Source organism: Streptomyces sp. NPDC059875, from assembly GCF_042731085.1.
In the GTDB taxonomy this organism is placed as follows: Bacteria; Actinomycetota; Actinomycetes; order Streptomycetales; family Streptomycetaceae; genus Streptomyces.
On sequence record NZ_JBHWJZ010000030.1, the window covers coordinates 17,573 to 35,847 of the forward strand.

The following is an 18,275-nucleotide window of genomic DNA, read 5'->3' on the forward strand; positions in this document are numbered from 1 at the left end:
GCCGGTTCAGCGCAGTTGGCGGCGGACCAGTTCGTGGAACAGGCCGTCCGTGTCGGCGAGGAGTTCGGCGGGCGGGCCCTGTTGGACGATCCGGCCGTCCGCCATCGCGATCACGCGGTCGGCGTCCATGATCGTGGACAGGCGGTGGGCGATCACGACACGGGTCGCGTTCAGGGCGCGGGTGGACTCGATCACCACGCGCTGGGCCTCGTTGTCCAGCGCGCTGGTGGCCTCGTCGAAGAAGAGGACCCGGGGCCTGCGGATGAGGGCCTGCGCGATCATCAGCCGCTGACGCTGACCGCCCGAGATGGTGCCCCCGCCGTCGGACAGCATCGTGTGCATGCCCATCGGCATCGCCTTGATGTCCTCGGCCAGGCCCGCCAGCGCGGCGGCCGCCCACGCGTCCTCGAGCGGGAACGTCTCGGTGCCGCAGATGCAGTCGAGGATGGAGCCCGAGAACGGCTGGGCGTTCTGCAGGACGACGCCGCACTGGCGGCGCACGGCCGCCTGGTCGAGGGCCGCCAGGTCCTGACCGTCGTACAGCACGCTGCCCGAGACGGGCTTGTCGAAGCCGATGAGCAGCCTCAGAAGCGTCGACTTGCCGCAGCCGCTCGCCCCCACGATCGCGACGAACTCGCCCTGCCGCACCTGGAAACTGACGTCGTCGAGGACCAGGGGACCGTCGTCGGTGTACCGGTACGAGAGGCTCCGGGCCTCGACGGCGCCGCTCAGCTCACCCGGCGGGGTGCTGGAGCCGCGTACCTCGAGGGTCTCCCGGAAGACCGGCTTGACCTGCTCGAACATCGGCTGCACGGCGGCCGCCGACAGGAGCGCGCCGGTCAGCTGCGTGACCGAGGACAGCATCATCGTCACGGCGGTGCTGAAGGTGAGGAACTCGCTCGCGGACATCGAGCCCCGAGCCGGCCCTGCGAGCAGCATGAACATCACGAGGCTGCACAGCGGCAGACAGACCGCGTTGAGCACGGCGACGACGTTCTTGAGCCGGCCGACCTTCTGTTGCAGTTCTCGGGTGCGGGCGAACTCGCCGGCCCATGCGGCGTAGGCGAAGCTCTCGGCCGCGGCGACGCGCAGCTTGGGCAGCCCGCGCAGGGTCTGGAACGCCTGGTTGTTGAGCTTGTTGCCGAGCTTGATCAGCTGCCGCTGGTACCGCAGCTGCCAGAGTCCCAGGGCCAGGAAGACCGCCGCGATGACGAGCAGCATGGCGAGCGCGGCCAACGCGAGCGGCACGCTGTAGACGAGCAGCAGCACCAGGTTCATCGTGCCGACGGTGCCCGCCTGGACGACGATCGGTCCGATGCCGGACAGCACCCGGCGGATGGAGCTGATGCCCATGGCCGCACTGGCCAGTTCGCCGGTGGAGCGGCCCGCGAAGAACCGGGTCGGCAGCCGGAGCAGCCGGTCCCACACCGCGGGCTGCAACGTGGCCTCGATCCGGCCTTCCATGCGCAGGATGGAGATGTTCTGCATCAGCATGAACGCGGCGGACACGACGCTGGTCGCGACGATCGCCAGCGCGGTCTGCACGATGAGGCCGTTCTCGGCCTCGGGCACGTACTCGCCGAGCACCTTGCCGGTGGCGATGGGCACCAGCGAACCCAGGCCGACCGCGACCAGACCGCCCAGCAGGAGACTCCGCAGTTCCGTGCGGGTGCCCCGCACGCTGAAGCGCACGAGCGCCGGCAGGCCCAGCGGCCGGTCGGGCAAGGGGCGGTAGAACATGACGGCGCGTGGTTCGAAGGAGGCCTCGTTGGTCCTGCCGACGCGCTCCCGCTCGCCGGTGGCCGGGTCGACGGCCTCGTACCGGCCGCGCCGCCAGAGCAGCGCGACCGGGGCCCCGTCGTCCTCGCGCCGACCGACGAGGGGCCCGCTGTACTCCCGCCACCACCGACCGCTGAGCTTGACGACACGGGTGCGGATCCGCGAGGCGAGCGCGATGCGTTCGACCGGGTCGAGTCGTGCGGAGGCGGCGCCCGCGTCGGTCGGTTCGGTCAGGGTGATGCGGGCCTCGTCGGCGACGAGACGGCACACGGCGTAGGTCGCGTCGTCGCTCGCGCGGCGGCGCGAGCCCTTGCCGGACGCGCCGGAGCGGCCGATGGAGTCGAGCAGCGCCTGGTCCGCCTGCGTGCGGGCGGCCTCGCCGGCCTCGATCCCGGCCGCCGTGCGGTCCTCGTGGGCGCGCTCGAGCTGCTCGATCCAGGTGTCCAGGGCGTAGAGCAGCCGGTACTGCTGGTCGACCATGCCGTGCCACATCGCCTGGTCGACGAGCAGGGTGCCGGCCGCATCCTCGCCGTATCCCTCGTACGCGGCGCCGTACTGCACGCTGCCGGGAGTGATCTGCATCCACAGGATGTCGTCGTCCGCGCCGGCCCCGTCAGTGGTGGCGCGGCCGTCCAGCGGCGCCTGGTACAGCACGCGCAGCCCACGTCCGATGCCGAGCGCGAAGGCGTGCTCCAGGGGGCTCAGCTGGGGCTCGGCGGCGCCGTACTGCCCCTGCTCGCCGTACCACTGAGGCGACGCCCACTGGTTCGTCTCCCACTGCTGCGTGTCCCACTGCTCGCCGTACTCCGGCCGGTACAGCTCCCGCAGCTCGACCCGGCGCAGCAGGCAGCCCTGCAGAGGACGCCCGATCAGCGTGTGCTCGGGTCCCTCGACCGGGCCGAGCAGCAGCGTGCCCGCGTCCAGCCGGCCCAGGAAGTGCCAGGGGCCGAGCTGGGCGCTGTCGACTGCGAACAGGTCCATGGCGCCGTCGACGACGAGCCACAGCACGTGCGGGCCTTCGAGGGAGATGCTGCGCATGCCGGTGCAGTCGACCGCGGACCCGAGCCCGCCCAGGGCCGCGACGACCGGGTCGTGGACCACGGCGCCGTACGGTGCGCCGGTGACGGCCGTCGCGCCGTGGCCGGTGGCCGCCGCGTCGTCGCCGTGGACCGTGGGGTGGTGAGGGAACGTCACCTCAGTGCTCCTTGACCAGTTCGGCGTACGGGCCCTGCGCCGCGACCAGATACTCGTGCCGCCCGCGCTCCACGACCGTGCCCCGGTCGAGCACGACGATCTCGTCGCTGTCGCGCACCGTGCTCAGCCGGTGCGCGATGACCACGCAGGCGCAGCCGCGGCGCCGCAGGTTGTCGATGATGACCTGCTCCGTCGCCGCGTCCAGGGCGCTGGTCACCTCGTCGAGGACCATGATGCTCGGCCGGCGCACGAGCGCCCTGGCGATCTCCAGACGCTGGCGCTGGCCGCCCGAGAAGTTCCGGCCGTCCTGCTCCACGCGGCTGTGGATGCCGCCCGGGCGCCGGGCGACCACGTCGTACACCGCGGCGTCCTCCAGGGCGGCGACCACGGCCTCGTCCGGGATGGAGGGGTCCCACAGCGCGATGTTGTCGCGGACGGTGCCCTCGAAGAGGAACACGTCCTGGTCGACGAAGGAGACGGAGGCGGCCAGCGCGCTGCGCGGGATGTCCTCGAGTCGCATCCCGTCGATGCGGATCGCGCCCTCCCAGGGGGCGTACAGGCCGGATATCAGCCGGGAGACGGTGGACTTGCCGCTGCCGGAGCCGCCGACCAGCGCGACCTGCTGCCCGGGGCCCACCGAGAGCGAGAAGCCCGTCAACAGCGGGGCGTCCAGGGGGCTGTAGCCGAAGGTGATGTCCTCCAGCTCCACATGGCCCTTGAGCCGGCGGGTGCGGGCGGCGGGTTCGCGCCGCGTGTAGAGCGGGTCGACGGGGAAGTTCTCCACGTCCTTGAGGCGCGCGACGTCGGCGGCGAAGTCCTGGATCCGTCCGGCCACACCGTTGAGACGCGTGATCGGCGCGGTGAAGCTGGTCACCAGGGCCTGGAAGGCGACGAGCAGACCGACCGAGAGGTGTCCCTCCACCGCCCGCAGACCGCCGATCATCAGGATCAGCGCGCTGTTGAGCGCGGCCAGGGTGGGCGCCACGACCGCCAGCCACGCGCTGGGCACACCGAGCCGCTGCTGGACGTCGAGGGTGGTCGCGTGCTGCCCGGCCCAGCGGCGGAAGAAGCCGTTCTCGCCGCCGGTGGCCTTCATCGTCTCGATGAGCTGGAGACCGCTGTACGAGGTGTTGGTGAGCCGGGCGCTCTCGGCGCGCAGCTTCTGGGTGTTGGTGGCCCGCAGATGGATCACGATCCGCATCGCCACCACGTTGAGCAGCGCGATCAGCACCCCGACGACCGTGAGCTGCGGGTCGTACGTCCACAGCAGCACCGCGTAGAGCAGGACGACCACGGCGTCCACGCCCGCGGCGGCCAGGTCGCGGGCGAGGGTCTCGGCGACCGCGTCGTTGGACTGCAGACGCTGGACCAGGTCGGCCGGGTTGCGCTGGGCGTAGAAGGTGATGGGAAGTCTGAGCAGGTGGCGCAGGAAGCGGGCGCTGCCCAGGGTGGAGGAGATGATCCGCCCGCGCAGCAGGTTGGCCTGTTGCACCGCGGTGAGCGTCGCGGTGAGGACGAGTGTGGTCGCCATCGCCGCGAAGAGGACGCCCAGCAGGGAGGTCTGGCTCCCGATGAGGAACATGTCGATGTACGTACGGCTCAGCGCGGGCACCCACGCGCCGACGGCCACCAGCAGGAGGCTGGAGATCACGGCGGCCGCCATGGTGCCCGACGTGCCGCGCAGACGCGCCGGCATGGCGCTGAGGACGCCCGGCTTGCGCCCGCCGCGGCGGAAGCCCGCGCCGGGCTCGAAGGTGAGCACGATGCCGGTGAAACTGGTGTCGAACTCGTCCATGGGGACGAACCGGCGCCCCTTGCCGGGGTCGTTGACGTACACGCCCCTGCGGCCGAACCGCCGGCCCATGCCGTCGTAGACGACGTAGTGGTTGAACTCCCAGAACAGGATGGCCGGGGCGCTGACCTCCGCCAGTGCGGCCAGGTCCATCTGCATGCCCTTGGCCTGGAGTCCGTAACTGCGCGCCGCCTTGAGGACGTTGCTCGCCCGGGACCCGTCGCGGGACACGCCGCAGGCGATGCGCAGCTCCTCCAGTGCCACGAAGCGGCCGAAGTGGCCGAGCACCATGGCCAGCGCGGCGGCGCCGCACTCCACGGCCTCCATCTGCAGCACGGTGGGGGTGCGGACGGTCCGGGGCTTCCTGCCCTTGGGGGCGGGGCGGTGGCGGCGCCCGGCGGGCGGGAGCCGACGGGCCGACGACCGCGAACGGGCGCGGGTACGGGCGGACTCCTGGGCCGCTTCCCTGCGCGCGCTCACGGCAGCAGCCAGTCGACGGGGCGCTGCGCGGTGAGGTGGACGGCGCCGGTGACCGGTGTACCGGAGTCGATGGCGTTCGGGGGGCCGTCCGTGGAGGACCAGGTGTAGCCGGACGTGGTGACGGAGGAGCGGTCCAAGGTCACGAGCACCGCGACGGGGTTGCCCTGCCGGGAGAACTGGGCCGCGAGTCCGCTGTCGCCGAGGAAGTTGCCGATCTGCGCCTGCGTCTGGGGCGCGCGGCCCACCGCCTTGACATGGCCGCGCAGCACGCCGAAGCGGTTGCGGGGGGCGGACTGGACGCTCAGGTCGACCGGGGCGCCGACCTGGATCGTCGACGCGCTGTCGCCGGGCAGGTAGAGCATGGCCACGAGCGGATCGTCGGGGCGCGTCACGCGCTCCACCGTCGCCACGTCGGCGCCGGTGGTGACGACCGAACCCATCCTGGCGAACAGCGTGGTCACCCGGCCGTCGGCGACCGCGCGCACGGGCTGGTCGCCCTGTGTCGTACGGACGGTGAGCAGGGGTGTCCCGGCGGACACCGCACGACCTTCTTCGACGAGGACGTCGGTCACCTGTCCGGCGACCGGACTCTGCAGCAGGTAACTGCCCTCGGCGCGGGTGAGGATGCCGGGCGCGCTCAGCTTGGACGACACCGTGCCGGTGAGCGCCCAGAATCCCGCGACGGCCATGACGACGACCGTGACGGCCAGGACGAGACGGCCCTGGGGACGCGCGAAACGTACCGGCACGTCGAGTTCTTCGGGCGATTGCAGCTTGGAAAGTGCCTTTTGGCGGAACTGCACGGACTATTCCTTCAACTGCATTCGTTTCGGTGTGCGCGGGGGGCCATGAACCCCGGAACCGGGACGGTTCCGGGGTTCATGGGAGGTATTCCGCTCAGAGACCGGCGAGACCGGTGACCGCGGAGGCGTTGACCGAGAGGCCGGTGACGCCCGAGGCCAGGCCGGGGACGCCGGCGGCGAGGCCCTCGACACCCTGAACGGTCTGGAGGGAGCCGACGGCGCCCAGGATGTTGGTGACGTCGCTGGTCGCGGCGCCGGCGAGGCCGCCGGAGATGCTGACGAGACCGCCGGAAACGGCGTCCAGGTCGGTGTCGGCGATCTCGCGGGTCTCAAGGTCGTGACGCATGATGCGCACCCTTCGTTTGTTGGGGGGATTCCATTCCTGCGGCGATTCAGCAGGCCAGAACTCGGCCGTGCTTTCACGACTGCCGCAGCGCGGATGATCCAAGCACGCGAACGGGCTACCCGGCTAATTCCGTTGACGCTTCCACGCGGGTGGTTGTGTACCTCCGCCAGCAGCCGTGCAGCTAATTTCACCGAACGGTGACAGCTTCTCCGCAGGAACGAGTAACAGATCCGGGCGACCCGTGACGCGCGGGGAACCAAACGGACAGAGCCGCCACAGACCGGACGGGATCCTTCCGGTCGTTCGAGGAGCAATGAAGGGGGCGCATCCCGGACACGCGCACGTTGTGCAGGTTTTCGGAAGGTGCGATGACCTGATGAAGAGGATGCGCCCACCACGGGGGGCGAGGCTGACGCGCCGGCCGCCGTCCGCCCACGCGGGTGGAGTCCGGACCACGAGGTACGGCGGGTCCGTGCCCTCCTGCCCGTCCCCTCGTACCGGGCCGGGGGGAGCACAGAGCTCCGTCACCTCCAACTGCCAGGTGATTCCGCTCGCCCGGCCGTAAGGTGACGCATCATGACTCCGCACGATGACGTCGACGATCCGTACCTGTGGCTGGAAGAGGTCGAGGGGGAGGCCGCGCTGGAGTGGGTGGCCGCGCGGAACGCCGAGACCGAGGCCGCGCTCGCCGCCGACACGGGCTTCGCCGTCCTGAAGGAGCGTCTGCGCGAGGTGTTGGACGCGTCGGACCGTATCCCCTACACCACGCGACGCGGAGCGTTCCTCTACAACTTCTGGCGGGATGCCGAGCAGGTCCGCGGCGTATGGCGGCGTACGACGCTGGAGCAGTACCGCAAGGACGCGCCCGAGTGGGAGGTCGTCCTCGACCTCGACGCGCTCGCCGCCGCGGAGGGCGAGAAGTGGCTGTGGGCCGGGGCGCGGGTGCGCCACCCCGACCACGACCTGGCGCTGGTGTGTCTGTCGCGCGACGGTGGTGACGCCGTCGTGGTGCGCGAATTCGACCTCGCCGCGCGGACCTTCGTCGAGGGCGGTTTCCACGTGGAGGAGGCGAAGACCCGGATCGGCTGGATCGACGCCGACACCGTCTTCGTCGGTACGGACCTCGGCCCGGGCTCCTTGACCGACGCCGGCTATCCGCGCACGGTCCGGCGGTGGCGGCGCGGCACGCCCCTGACGGAGGCCGAGCCGGTCTTCGAGGCGGAGACGGGTGATGTGTCGGCGGCGGGCTGGCGCGACACCACCCCCGGCTTCGAGCGGGACTTCGTCGCCCGTTCGCTGGACTTCCACCGCGGCGAGACGTACCTCCTGAACCCCGACGCCACGCTCGTACGGATCGAGGTCCCCGACGACGCCGACGCCTACGTCCACCGCCGCCATCTCGTCGTCACCCTGAAGTCCGACTGGCTCGGACACCCGTCAGGATCCCTGCTGGCCTTCGACTTCGAGGCCTTCCTGGCGGGCGACCGCACCGCGACGGTGCTGTTCACCCCGGACGACCGGACCGCTCTGGCCGGGCACTCGTGGACCCGCCACCATCTGATCCTGGAGACGATGCGCGACGTCAGCACCCGTGTCGAGGTCCTCACCCCGACCTCCGACGGTGCCTGGGCGCGCGCACCGCTCGCCGACGTTCCGGCCCTGTCCGCGGTCTCCGTGGTCGACACGGACCCGGACGTCTCCGACGAGTACTTCCTGGACGTGTCGGGGTTCCTGCAGCCCTCCACCCTGTACCGCGGACGGATCGGCGCCGACACGGAGATCCTGAAGCAGGCGCCCGCCCGCTTCGACACGACAGGTGTGGTGGTGGAGCAGTTCTTCGCGACCTCTGCGGACGGGACGCGGGTGCCGTACTTCGTCATCGGCCCCGACCGTGCCTCCACCGGGCCGGGCCCCGCCCTGCTCTACGGCTACGGCGGCTTCGAGGTCTCCCTCACCCCCTTCTACGGTGCGGTGACGGGCCGGGCGTGGCTGGAGCACGGCGGCACCCATGTGATCGCGAACATCCGGGGCGGCGGCGAGTACGGACCGGACTGGCACCAGGCGGCGCTCGGCGCACACCGGCCGCGCGCCTTCGAGGACTTCGCCGCCGTCGCCGCGGACCTCGTCGCACGGGGCATCACCACCCCCGCCATGCTCGGTGCGATGGGAGCCAGCAACGGCGGCCTGCTCATGGGCGCGATGCTCACCCGGTACCCGGAACTGTTCGGGGCGATCGTCGCCCAGGTGCCGTTGCTGGACATGTGCCGCTTCCACAAGCTCCTCGCCGGCGCTTCCTGGATTGCCGAGTACGGCAACCCGGACGACGAAGCCGATCGCCGCCATCTGCGTGCGCTCTCGCCCTACCACCAGCTCGCCGCGGGCCAGGGCTATCCGCCGGTGCTCCTGATGACCTCCACCCGTGACGACCGCGTCCACCCGGGCCACGCCCGCAAGACGGCCGCGCGGCTGCGCGAACTCGGCCACGACGTCCTGCTCCACGAGAACGTGGGCGGCGGCCACGCGGGCGCCGGCGACAACGAACAGGCCGCCCACAACAACGCCTTGGTGCATACCTTTCTCCGGCAGCATCTCGCGTGCAGGAACGGTGAAGAAGCCGCGCACGCGCCGTGAGGGGTTCGGGTCGTCTCGTATGTTTTCCGTCAGTGAATTCCTCAGCATCGCGCTCCGAACGGCTTGTTCTATCGCTCGAACTCATCGGTAACTCGTGACGATGTTCGAGTTCATGACCTCGTGCTGCGCTGACCAGCGGTTACCCGGGGCAACGGTGATGACCGAAGAACCGTTCGTGGATTCACGAGGTCGGGGTATGGTCGAGCCCGTTCGAACACCCGGGCGCCCCCGTGTGCGTCAAGTGCGGTCGAGACCATCGCATTTGAAGAGATGGGGGTCAATCGCCGGGAATTCCGAAAGGGAGAGGTAAATCGGGGCACACTCGGACCCCGCGTACGAAGACCGACCGCACGATGTTCGAGGCGAGGCAAACCGATGGATGCTCCGACCACCACGTCGGCCGGCGGTGACAGGTCCGGCGACAGCACCGGCGGCAGCCGTCGGGACGCGGGCTGGTTCGGCCGAAGCCCACAGCCTCACCAGGACGGACAGCGGGACGCGGGGGACCGCATACCCAGCCGGCCCGTCACGCCGATACGCCCGGTGGGCAGCGGTGCGGACAGGAGCCGCACGGCACCCGAGCCACCGACACCGACATCGGCAGACCCGGCGCCCAGGCCGGCACGTTTCCCGGCACCCGAGCCGCCGCCGGCCCCGGCCCCCGGACCGGCACCCGCGCCGGCCTTCGGACCGGCACCCGCCCCGGCGCCCGAACCGGCCGCCGCGCCGGCCTTCACCCCGGCGCCCGAGGACACGTCCGACGCCGGGCTCCTGCGCCGTACCATGGCCGAGATCGAGCCGATCGCCGACAAGGTCACCTCGCACTTCTACGCCCTGCTCTTCCTCCGGCACCCCGAGCTGCGCGCCCTCTTCCCCGCGGCGATGGACACCCAGCGCGACCGCCTCTTCAAGGCGCTGCTCACCGCCGCGACCCATGCGGACGACACTGTCACCCTGACCACGTACCTGTCCCACCTCGGCCGCGGGCACCGGAAGTACGGCACCCTTCCCGAGCACTATCCGGCCGTCGGCGAGTGCCTCATCGGCGCCCTCTCCCGCTACGCCCCGCAGAGCTGGGGCCCGAGGACCGAGGCCGCCTGGGTGGGCGCCTACACCGCGATCTCGCAGATCATGATCGACGCGGCGGCCGAGGACGAACTGCGCGCGCCCGCCTGGTGGCAGGCGGAGGTGGTCGCCCATGAGATGCGTACGCAGGACATCGCGGTCGTCACGGTCCGGCCCGACCAGCCCTACCCCTTCCTCGCCGGCCAGTACGCCGCCATGGAGACCCCCTGGTGGCCGCGGGTCTGGCGGCACTACTCCTTCGCCTCGGCGCCCCGCTCCGACGGGCTGCTCTCCTTCCACGTCAAGGCCGTGCCGGCGGGCTGGGTCTCCAACGCCCTCGTGCACCGAGCCCGCCCGGGGCACGTGATCCGTCTCGGAGCCCCTGGCGGCTCCATGACCGTGGACCACAGCACCGACAACGGGCTGCTGTGCGTGGGCGGCGGCACCGGCATCGCGCCCATCAAGGCCCTGGTCGAGGATGTCGCCCAGCACGGCCGCCGCCGCTCCGTCCAGGTGTTCTACGGAGCGCGCCGCGACCACGACCTGTACGACATCGAGACCATGCTCCGCCTCCAGCAGTCGCACCCCTGGCTGTCGGTCCGTCCGGTCGTCGACGACGGCCCCGGCGGCGACCTGGGCGGCCGGCTCCCCGAGGCCGTGTGCGAGTACGGCCCGTGGCACACCTACGACGCGTACCTGTCCGGCCCGCCCGGGATGATCCGCCGCGGCGTCGACACCCTGGTGGGCATCGGCATCCCCACCCACCGCATACGGCACGACTCCATCGAGGAACTGGTCGGGGCAAGGAATTGAGCACATTCGAACAGACCGGGCACCGGCAGGCCACGCCGGCACGCACCACCCGCCCGGGGAGCGACGGCGAACATCTGGTCCAGCAGCGCATGGGCACCACCGAGCGCGCCGACAGGTTCTACGCCGAGCAGGTTCTCGACCGGCTCAACACGCGGATGCGGGAGTTCGCGGCCCGCCAGGAGATGTTCTTCCTGGCCACCTCCGACAGACACGGCGAGTGCGACAACACCTTCCGCGCCGGCCCGCCCGGCTTCCTCCACGTCCTCGACGACCGGACCCTCGCCTACCCCGAGTACCGGGGCAACGGCGTCCAGGCCAGCCTCGGCAACATCGAGGAGAACCCCCACGTCGGCATCCTGATGATGGACTTCCTCCAGGACCGCATCGGGCTCCATGTCAACGGCAGGGCACGGGTGGTGGCCGACGACGAGATGCGCCGCACCCATTTCGGGCTCGCGCTCGACCCCGTGCCCGGCCGCCGCGCCCAGGTGTGGGTGGAGGTCGCGGTCGAGGAGGCGTACATCCATTGCGCCAAGCACATCCCGCATCTGCAGAAGGTGCCCCTGCACGGATCCGGCCGCGCCTGGGGAACGGAGACTTCAAGCGCAAGGGCGGCGACTTCTTCGCGGCCGCCGCCGAAGCGCCGGAGCGCGGCCCGTTCCTGCCGCCGCCCCGCGCGGACGCGGCGACCTGGCGGGCGGAGGCCGAGAAGGTCCTGCAGCGGGCCGAGCAGCACTCGGCCGAGGAGGAGGAAGCCTTCAGCGGCTGGTTCAGCAGAAGCGTCGATGCGTGAGCCGGTGGAGAGGCGTCACGGCATGAGGCGGTGAAGACGCCTCGCCGTGTGAGCCGGTGGAGAGGGGTCACCGTGTGAGCGTCACTGCGTGGGGCGGTCGAGCGGCAGCCGCGTGGGGCGGTCGAGCGGCAGCCGCGTGGGGCCGTGGAGCGCCTGGCTCCGATTCCGGTCGTGCGGTCCGGGAGTCTCGCCTCCCAGGGGGTAGCAATCGCTTTCTGTCCCAGGCATGCTGTCGGCCACAGCGCCGCCGCCGGGCGCTCTTCCCCCCCGCCAGGAGGTCCGCTCCGCCATGCACTCCTCCGTGCCCGCCTCCCTGCTGTCCCGACGCGGTCTGCTGCGCGCCGCCCTGGGCGCTGCCGCCGTCGCACCGCTCGCGACAGCGGTCGCCGCGACACCCGCCCACGCCGCCGACGCGTACGACACCGTGCGCCTGACGTGGCGGAACCTGCTCCTCGGCACGAACGTCGTGCCGACCGCCGAGCCCTTCGCCTCGAAGCTCGCCGCGCTCGGCGTCACCGCCCGCGACCTGCGCTCCGCCATGACCCCGGCGAGCGGGTCGCTCTGGCCGGACCTGCCCTACGCGGACCCCGAGCCGGACACGGACGCGGAGTCGTACACGTACTCCGGCAACCTCAACACCAGCTACAGCCGGCTGCGCACGCTCGCCGAGGCCTACTCCCAACCCGGCACGGGCCTCACCGGCGACGCGACCCTGCGGGCCGACATCCTCGCCGGACTCGACCACCTCCACGACCAGGCCTACAACGCGACCCAGGCCCGCTACGGCAACTGGTACAGCTGGCAGATCGGCATCCCGCAGGCGCTGCTCGACATCGACGTCCTCCTGTACGACTTCCTCGGCGCGGCCCGCATCGCCGAACACTGCGCCGCCGTGGACCACTTCGTCCCCGACAGCGCCGTCGCGAACTACACCGGCACCTCCACCGGCGCCAACCGGGTCGACCTGTGCCGGGTCCTCGCCCTGAGAGGGGTCGTCGGCAAGTCCTCCGCGAAACTCTCCCTCGCACGGGACGCGCTGTCGCCGGTGTTCCCGTACGTCACGGCGGGAGACGGGCTCTACGCCGACGGGAGCTTCATCCAGCACACCTACGTGCCCTACGCGGGCTCGTACGGAGCCGTCATGCTCGGCGGTCTCTCGATGCTGTTCGCCCTGCTCAAGGGGTCGACCTGGGAGGTCACCGACAGCGGCCGCCAGGTCGTCCTCGACTCCGTGGAGAAGGCGTACGCACCCTTCCTCTTCAACGGCCTGGCCATGGACTCCGTCTCGGGGCGGGCGATCAGCCGCGGGATACAGAAGTCGGACACCCGGGGCGTCCGCCAGGACGACCACCTGCGGGGCCACTCGATCATCGCGTGCGTCGCGCTGCTCGCGCAGAGCGCGTCGGCCGCGGAGAAGAGCCGCTGGGACGGCATGGTCAAGGGCTGGATCGCCCGCGACTACTACAGTCCGCTGCTCGCAAGCCCCGCGCTCGGCGTCTCCGCGCTCGCCCGCCTCAAGGCCGTCGACGACGGCACGACCGCTGCGAGCCCCGAGCCGTCCGGCCACCGCCTCTTCCCCGGGATGGACCGGTCCGTGCACCGGCGTGCCGGCTGGGCCGCCGCGCTCTCCATGGCGTCGAACCGGATCACGTACTACGAGAACGGCAACGGCGAGAACCTGCGTGCCTGGCACAGCGGTTCGGGAATGCTCTACTGGTGGGGAGACGACTTCGCCAACGGGCAGTACAGCGACCACTTCTGGCCGACGGTCGACCCCTACCGGCTGCCCGGCACCACGGCCTCCCGCAAGCCGCTCGCCGACGGAGAGGGCGGCACCTGGGGCGCGGCCCGGCCCGACGTCCGCTGGGTCGGCGGGACCACCGACGGCACGTACGCGGCCGTGGGCCAGTACCTCAAGGGGCTGTCCTCCACGCTGCTGGCCAAGAAGTCCTGGTTCTTCCTGGACGATGCGGTCGTCTGTCTGGGCTCCGGGATCCACGGCCGCGACGGCACCGGCGTCGAATCGGTCGTGGAGAACCGCAACCTCGGCGAGACCGGCGTCCACGCCTTCACCGTCGACGGCACGGCCCAGCCCACCACGCTCGGCTGGAATGCCACCCTCACCGGCGCCCGATGGGCGCACCTCGCCGGACACGCGGGTTACGTCTTCCCCGGCGGCGCCACGACCCTGAAGGCGCTGCGCCAGGCCCGTACGGGCGCCTGGTCGGACATCAACAAGGGCGCCGTCACCGATCCGGTGACGCGCCGGTACCTGACGCTCTGGTTCGACCACGGCACCGATCCGACCTGGGCCGCGTACTCCTACGTCCTGATGCCCGGTGCGAGCCAGGCGCAGACGGCTGCCCGCGCGGCCGACACGAACTGGCTCACCGTCCTCACCAACACCAACGAGCAGCAGGGTGTCCGGATCCCGACGCTTGGCTTCACCGGGATCAACTTCTGGCTCCCCGGCACGGTCGGCGAGGTCACGGCCGGCGCCCCCGCGTCCGTGCTGATCCGCGAGTCCGGCACGACGGCCACGGTCTGCGTCTCCGGCCCCCTGCGCGACGGGGCGACCATCGACCTCACGTGGAACCGCCCGGTCTCGGCCGTGATCTCCAAGGACGCGACGGTCCAGGTGGTGGGCACGGGCGCCACGCTCCAGCTGCGGATCACCCCGGGGACCCTGGCCGCCACGCACAAGGCGGTGGTCGGGCTCGCCTGAAGGCCACCGCCCGGAGCACCGGGAGGGTTCAACGTGGCCTCCAACGCGCCGTGGTCGGCGCCTGTGAGAACGCGTGCCGGGCCGGGGGCGGATAGGCTGGCGGCGTTCTTTGTCGCTTTTGTGACTGATCGTCTGCCGGGAGTCGCATGGTCACCACGCAGCCCGTCGTCGTGCCGCCCTCGAGAGTCGCCGTGTTCCTCGTGGCCACCCTGACCCCCGGCCGTGAGGCCGCGGTGCGGGAGGCGCTCGCCGATCTGGCCGGACTGACGCGCTCGGTGGCCTTCCGGTCGCCCGAGGACGCCCTCACCTGCGTCGCGGGCATCGGGTCGGAGGCCTGGGACCACCTCGTCGGCGGGCCCCGCCCGCGCGAGCTCCACCCCTTCCCACCGCTGCGCGGCCCCCGCCATCGGGCGCCGTCCACGCCCGGCGATCTCCTCTTCCATATGCGCGCCCGGCGCATGGACCTCTGCTTCGAGCTGGCCCGGCTCATCGTCGACACGCTGGGCCCCGCCGTGACCGTCGTCGACGAGGTGCACGGCTTCGCCTACTTCGACGAGCGCGACCTCCTCGGCTTCGTCGACGGCAGCGAGAACCCGGAGGGCCGCGCGGCGACCGACGCCGTGTTCGTCGCCGACGACGATCCGCACTTCCGCGGCGGCAGTTACGTCATCGTGCAGAAGTACCTCCACGACATGACGGCCTGGCAGGCGCTGACCGTCGAAGAACAGGAACGCGTCATCGGTCGCAGGAAGTCGGCGAACGTCGAGCTCTCCGACGACGTCAAGCCGGCCGACTCGCACGTCGCGCTCAACACGATCACCGACGACGACGGCAACGAACAGAAGATCGTCCGCGAGAACATGCCCTTCGGCGAGGTCGGCCGCGGCGAGTTCGGCACGTACTTCATCGGCTACGCCAGGTCGCCCGCGGTGACCGAACGGATGCTGCGCAACATGTTCCTCGGCGACCCGCCCGGCGTGACCGACCGCATCCTCGACTTCTCCACGGCCGTGACCGGCGGCCTCTTCTTCGTGCCCAGTGCCGAACTCCTCGGCGACCTCCCCGCCCCGGTCACCGGTACGGCCCCCCGCGAGGACTCCCTGGGCATCGGCAGTCTGAAAGGAGCCCGAGTGTCATGACGAACCCCGCCGCCCCCGACAATCTGCACCGCGAACTCGCCCCGATCACCCCCGCCGCCTGGGCCGAGATCGAGGAGGAGGCCCGCCGCACGTTCCGCCGCCATGTCGCGGGGCGCCGCGTCGTCGACGTCCCCGACCCGGCGGGCCCGGGGTTCGCCGCCGCCGGCACCGGACACCTCTCGGAGATCCCGTCGCCCGCCCCCGGCGTCGCCGCGCGGCTGCGCGAGGCGCGGCCACTGGTCGAACTCCGCGTCCCGTTCACCGTGAGCCGGGCTGCCGTCGACGACGTCGAACGCGGCTCGCACGACTCCGACTGGCAGCCCGTCAAGGACGCGGCACGGGCCATGGCCTTCGCGGAGGACAGGGCCGTCTTCGACGGGTACGCGGCGGCGGGCATCGAAGGGCTGCGGTCGCGATCGTCCAACCCGGAGCTCACCCTGCCCGTCGAGCCGCGCGACTACCCCGACGCGATCACCAGGGCCCTGACATCGCTGCGCCTGGCCGGCGTCGACGGGCCGTACGCGCTCCTGCTCGGCGCCGACGCGTACACGGCGGTCAGCGAGACCTCCGACCACGGCTACCCGATCGCCGCGCACCTGGGCCGCATCCTCGGCGGCGACCCGATCTGGGCGCCCGCGCTCGACGGCGCGTTCGTCCTGTCCACCCGAGGGGGCGACTTCGAGCTCCTCCTCGGCCAGGACCTGGCGATCGGCTACACCGCGCACGACGCGAAGGGCATCGAGCTGTACTTCCAGCAGACGCTGACCTTCCTGACGTACACGGACGAGGCCGTCGTCGTCCTGAAGGCCTGAGCCACGACCATGAAACGTCTGCTGCCGCAGTCCGCGGTTCCCCGACTCGCCTGTGCGCTGGCCGTCGGCGCCGCGATCGGCGTCGTCGTCGGCGTGCTGAACGACGTGCCGCTGGGAATTCTCGCCGGTATCGCCGTGACGGAGACGGTGTTCGTCGTGTCGGGCTGGCTCGTGCTGTGGCCGATGGACGCGGCCACTACCCGGCGCGACGCCCGCCGCGAGGACTTCCGGCCCGCCGTCGACGAGATCATCGTCGTCGCGGTCGCCCTGTGCGGGCTGGGCAGCATCGTCGTCCTGCTCCTGCGCAGCGCGTCCGACACCGGCCACGCCGCCGCCGTGACCGCGCTCAGCGGTGTGTTCATGGCCTGGGCGGCGCTGCACCTGATGTACGCCACCCGCTACGCGTACCTCTACTACCAAAGCTCCGCCGGCGGAATCGACTTCAATTCCGACCAGCCGCCCGCGTACCGCGACTTCCTCTACTTCGGATACAACCTCGGCATGACCTATCAGGTCTCCGACACCAATGTCTCGAGTTCGACGATCCGCGCGGTCGTACTACGGCACTCGGTGCTGTCCTATGTCTTCGGCACCAGCATCCTGGCCACCGCCATCAATCTCTTCGTCGGCCTCGTCACCGGCTGAGTCCGGTCCGGCGTCGGATTTCGGACGTGCCGTCGGACACGACCGACCGACGCCCCGTGAAACCCGCCGCTCCCGAAAGACGCCTGATCCACGCCTTACGGTGTGCTGATGCGACCCGTTCCCAGGTGGGCCCTTCTCACGTCGGGGTGTGCCCCTGTGCTGCTGGCCGGAGGCTGGACGATCGCGGCAGTCCTGGAGGGGCCCGCGTACGATCCCGTCACGCAGACGATCAGTGTCCTCGGGGCCTACGGGGCCCAGGGATTCTGGGTGATGTCGGCAGCGCTGCTCGCGCTGGGCGCCTGCCACCTGCTGACCGCCTGGGGGCTGCGCCCCGCCGCGCTCGCCGGGCGGGTGACGCTGGCCGCCGGTGGACTGGCGGCCTTCGCGGTGGTCCTGCTCCCGGCGCCGAGCAGCGGGGGATCCCTGCGCCACGGTTCGGTGGCCGCGGTCGGATTCATCCTCCTGGCGGTCTGGCCGGTCCTGGCCGCCGAGCGCGACGGAGCCGCACCCTGGGGCCTCCGTCCGCTGCCCTCACTCATGGCGACCGCTCTGATGGGCCTCGGCGCGGCGTGGTTCCTCATCGAGATCAACCGCCACGGCGCGCCCGGTGTCGCCGAACGCTTCGTGACCTGCATGCAGTCCCTATGGCCCTTCGTGGTCGTCGCCTCCTGCTTTCGCCCAACCCAGCGATGACCGCGACCGTCCGCTCACACCACCGTCACGCCGTGGGGTCCGGAGCCTCGTCCGCGGCCAGGATCGACGTCTCGAGCTTCCGGAGCAGGCGGGCGAGCTGCCGGCGCTCGGCGGGGGACATCCCGTCGAGCATCCGTCGCTCGTTGTCGAGGTGCTCGGCGAAGACCGTGTCCACGGTGGCCAGGCCCTTTTCCGTGAGGCGGGAGTAGACGACCCGTCGGTCGTCGGCGTCCCGTTCGCGCACGATCAGGCCGTCCTTCTCCAGCCGGTCGATCCGCAGGGTGACCCCTGCGGAAGAGACGAGGCCGGAGTCGGCGAGCTGCCCCGCCGTCAGTCGGTACGGCTCTCCCGAGCGCCGCAGCGCGGTCAGCACGTCGAAACCCGCCACGGACAGGCCGTGCTGCTCGATCGAAGCCGTGATCTGGGTGTTGTAGCGCAGGAAGGAACGGTGGAGCCGGGCGAGCACGTCCAGAGGGCTCGTGTCCAGCTCCGGACGTTCGCGTGCCCAGTCCTCGATCACCTTCGCCACGGCGTCCGGGCTCGCCGGCTTCGATGCAGCCATGTC

The 18,275-nt window shown here is 71.3% G+C and carries 13 protein-coding genes; 8 read left to right on the top strand and 5 right to left on the bottom strand.

Features of this window, described 5'->3' with window-relative positions:
* Positions 1-6: 6 nt before the first annotated feature.
* From ACFV9D_RS29880 to ACFV9D_RS29895, 4 genes are all read right to left on the bottom strand, one after another.
* A complete protein-coding gene (locus ACFV9D_RS29880) occupies positions 7-2,880 on the bottom strand; it encodes an NHLP bacteriocin export ABC transporter permease/ATPase subunit (RefSeq protein WP_385153098.1) in 2,874 nt (957 codons plus the stop codon).
* A gap of 94 nt (positions 2,881-2,974) precedes the next feature.
* Positions 2,975-5,092: an NHLP family bacteriocin export ABC transporter peptidase/permease/ATPase subunit gene (locus ACFV9D_RS29885; protein ID WP_385153101.1), complete on the bottom strand. Its 2,118-nt coding sequence runs from the start codon at positions 5,090-5,092 to the stop codon at positions 2,975-2,977.
* Between the two features lie 149 nt (positions 5,093-5,241).
* Positions 5,242-6,048 (bottom strand): HlyD family efflux transporter periplasmic adaptor subunit, encoded by an 807-nt coding sequence (locus ACFV9D_RS29890; protein ID WP_385152949.1) that lies wholly within the window; start codon positions 6,046-6,048, stop codon positions 5,242-5,244.
* 94 nt (positions 6,049-6,142) lie between these two features.
* On the bottom strand, positions 6,143-6,394 hold the full coding sequence (locus ACFV9D_RS29895) for a hypothetical protein (protein ID WP_385152952.1): 252 nt from the start codon (positions 6,392-6,394) through the stop codon (positions 6,143-6,145).
* 576 nt (positions 6,395-6,970) lie between these two features.
* On the opposite strand from ACFV9D_RS29895, the gene ACFV9D_RS29900 reads away from it, so the two are divergent.
* From ACFV9D_RS29900 to ACFV9D_RS29935, 8 genes are all read left to right on the top strand, one after another.
* Positions 6,971-9,025, top strand: coding sequence for a prolyl oligopeptidase family protein (locus ACFV9D_RS29900; RefSeq protein WP_385152955.1), 2,055 nt, complete (start codon positions 6,971-6,973; stop codon positions 9,023-9,025).
* A 375-nt stretch (positions 9,026-9,400) separates the two neighbouring features.
* A complete protein-coding gene (locus ACFV9D_RS29905) occupies positions 9,401-10,903 on the top strand; it encodes a globin domain-containing protein (RefSeq protein WP_385152958.1) in 1,503 nt (500 codons plus the stop codon).
* On the top strand, positions 10,900-11,730 hold the full coding sequence (locus ACFV9D_RS29910; protein WP_385152961.1) for a pyridoxamine 5'-phosphate oxidase family protein: 831 nt from the start codon (positions 10,900-10,902) through the stop codon (positions 11,728-11,730). The genes ACFV9D_RS29905 and ACFV9D_RS29910 overlap by 4 nt, the downstream gene beginning before the upstream one ends.
* A 255-nt stretch (positions 11,731-11,985) precedes the next feature.
* Positions 11,986-14,421 carry a polysaccharide lyase 8 family protein gene (locus tag ACFV9D_RS29915; RefSeq protein WP_385153104.1) on the top strand — a complete coding sequence of 812 codons (2,436 nt, stop codon included), beginning with the start codon at positions 11,986-11,988 and terminating at the stop codon, positions 14,419-14,421.
* A gap of 146 nt (positions 14,422-14,567) precedes the next feature.
* Entirely contained in the window at positions 14,568-15,560 is a 993-nt protein-coding gene (locus tag ACFV9D_RS29920; protein WP_385152964.1) for a Dyp-type peroxidase, read from the top strand.
* Positions 15,557-16,372, top strand: coding sequence for a family 1 encapsulin nanocompartment shell protein (locus ACFV9D_RS29925; RefSeq protein ID WP_385152966.1), 816 nt, complete (start codon positions 15,557-15,559; stop codon positions 16,370-16,372). Before ACFV9D_RS29920 ends, ACFV9D_RS29925 begins: the two co-directional genes overlap by 4 nt.
* Before the next feature lie 9 nt (positions 16,373-16,381).
* A complete protein-coding gene (locus ACFV9D_RS29930) occupies positions 16,382-17,017 on the top strand; it encodes a DUF1345 domain-containing protein (protein WP_385152969.1) in 636 nt (211 codons plus the stop codon).
* A 108-nt stretch (positions 17,018-17,125) separates the two neighbouring features.
* On the top strand, positions 17,126-17,710 hold the full coding sequence (locus tag ACFV9D_RS29935; RefSeq protein ID WP_385152972.1) for a DUF998 domain-containing protein: 585 nt from the start codon (positions 17,126-17,128) through the stop codon (positions 17,708-17,710).
* 25 nt (positions 17,711-17,735) lie between these two features.
* Here ACFV9D_RS29935 and ACFV9D_RS29940 read toward each other — a convergent pair whose 3' ends face one another.
* Entirely contained in the window at positions 17,736-18,272 is a 537-nt protein-coding gene (locus ACFV9D_RS29940; RefSeq protein WP_385152975.1) for a MarR family winged helix-turn-helix transcriptional regulator, read from the bottom strand.
* Between the last annotated feature and the right edge of the window lie 3 nt (positions 18,273-18,275).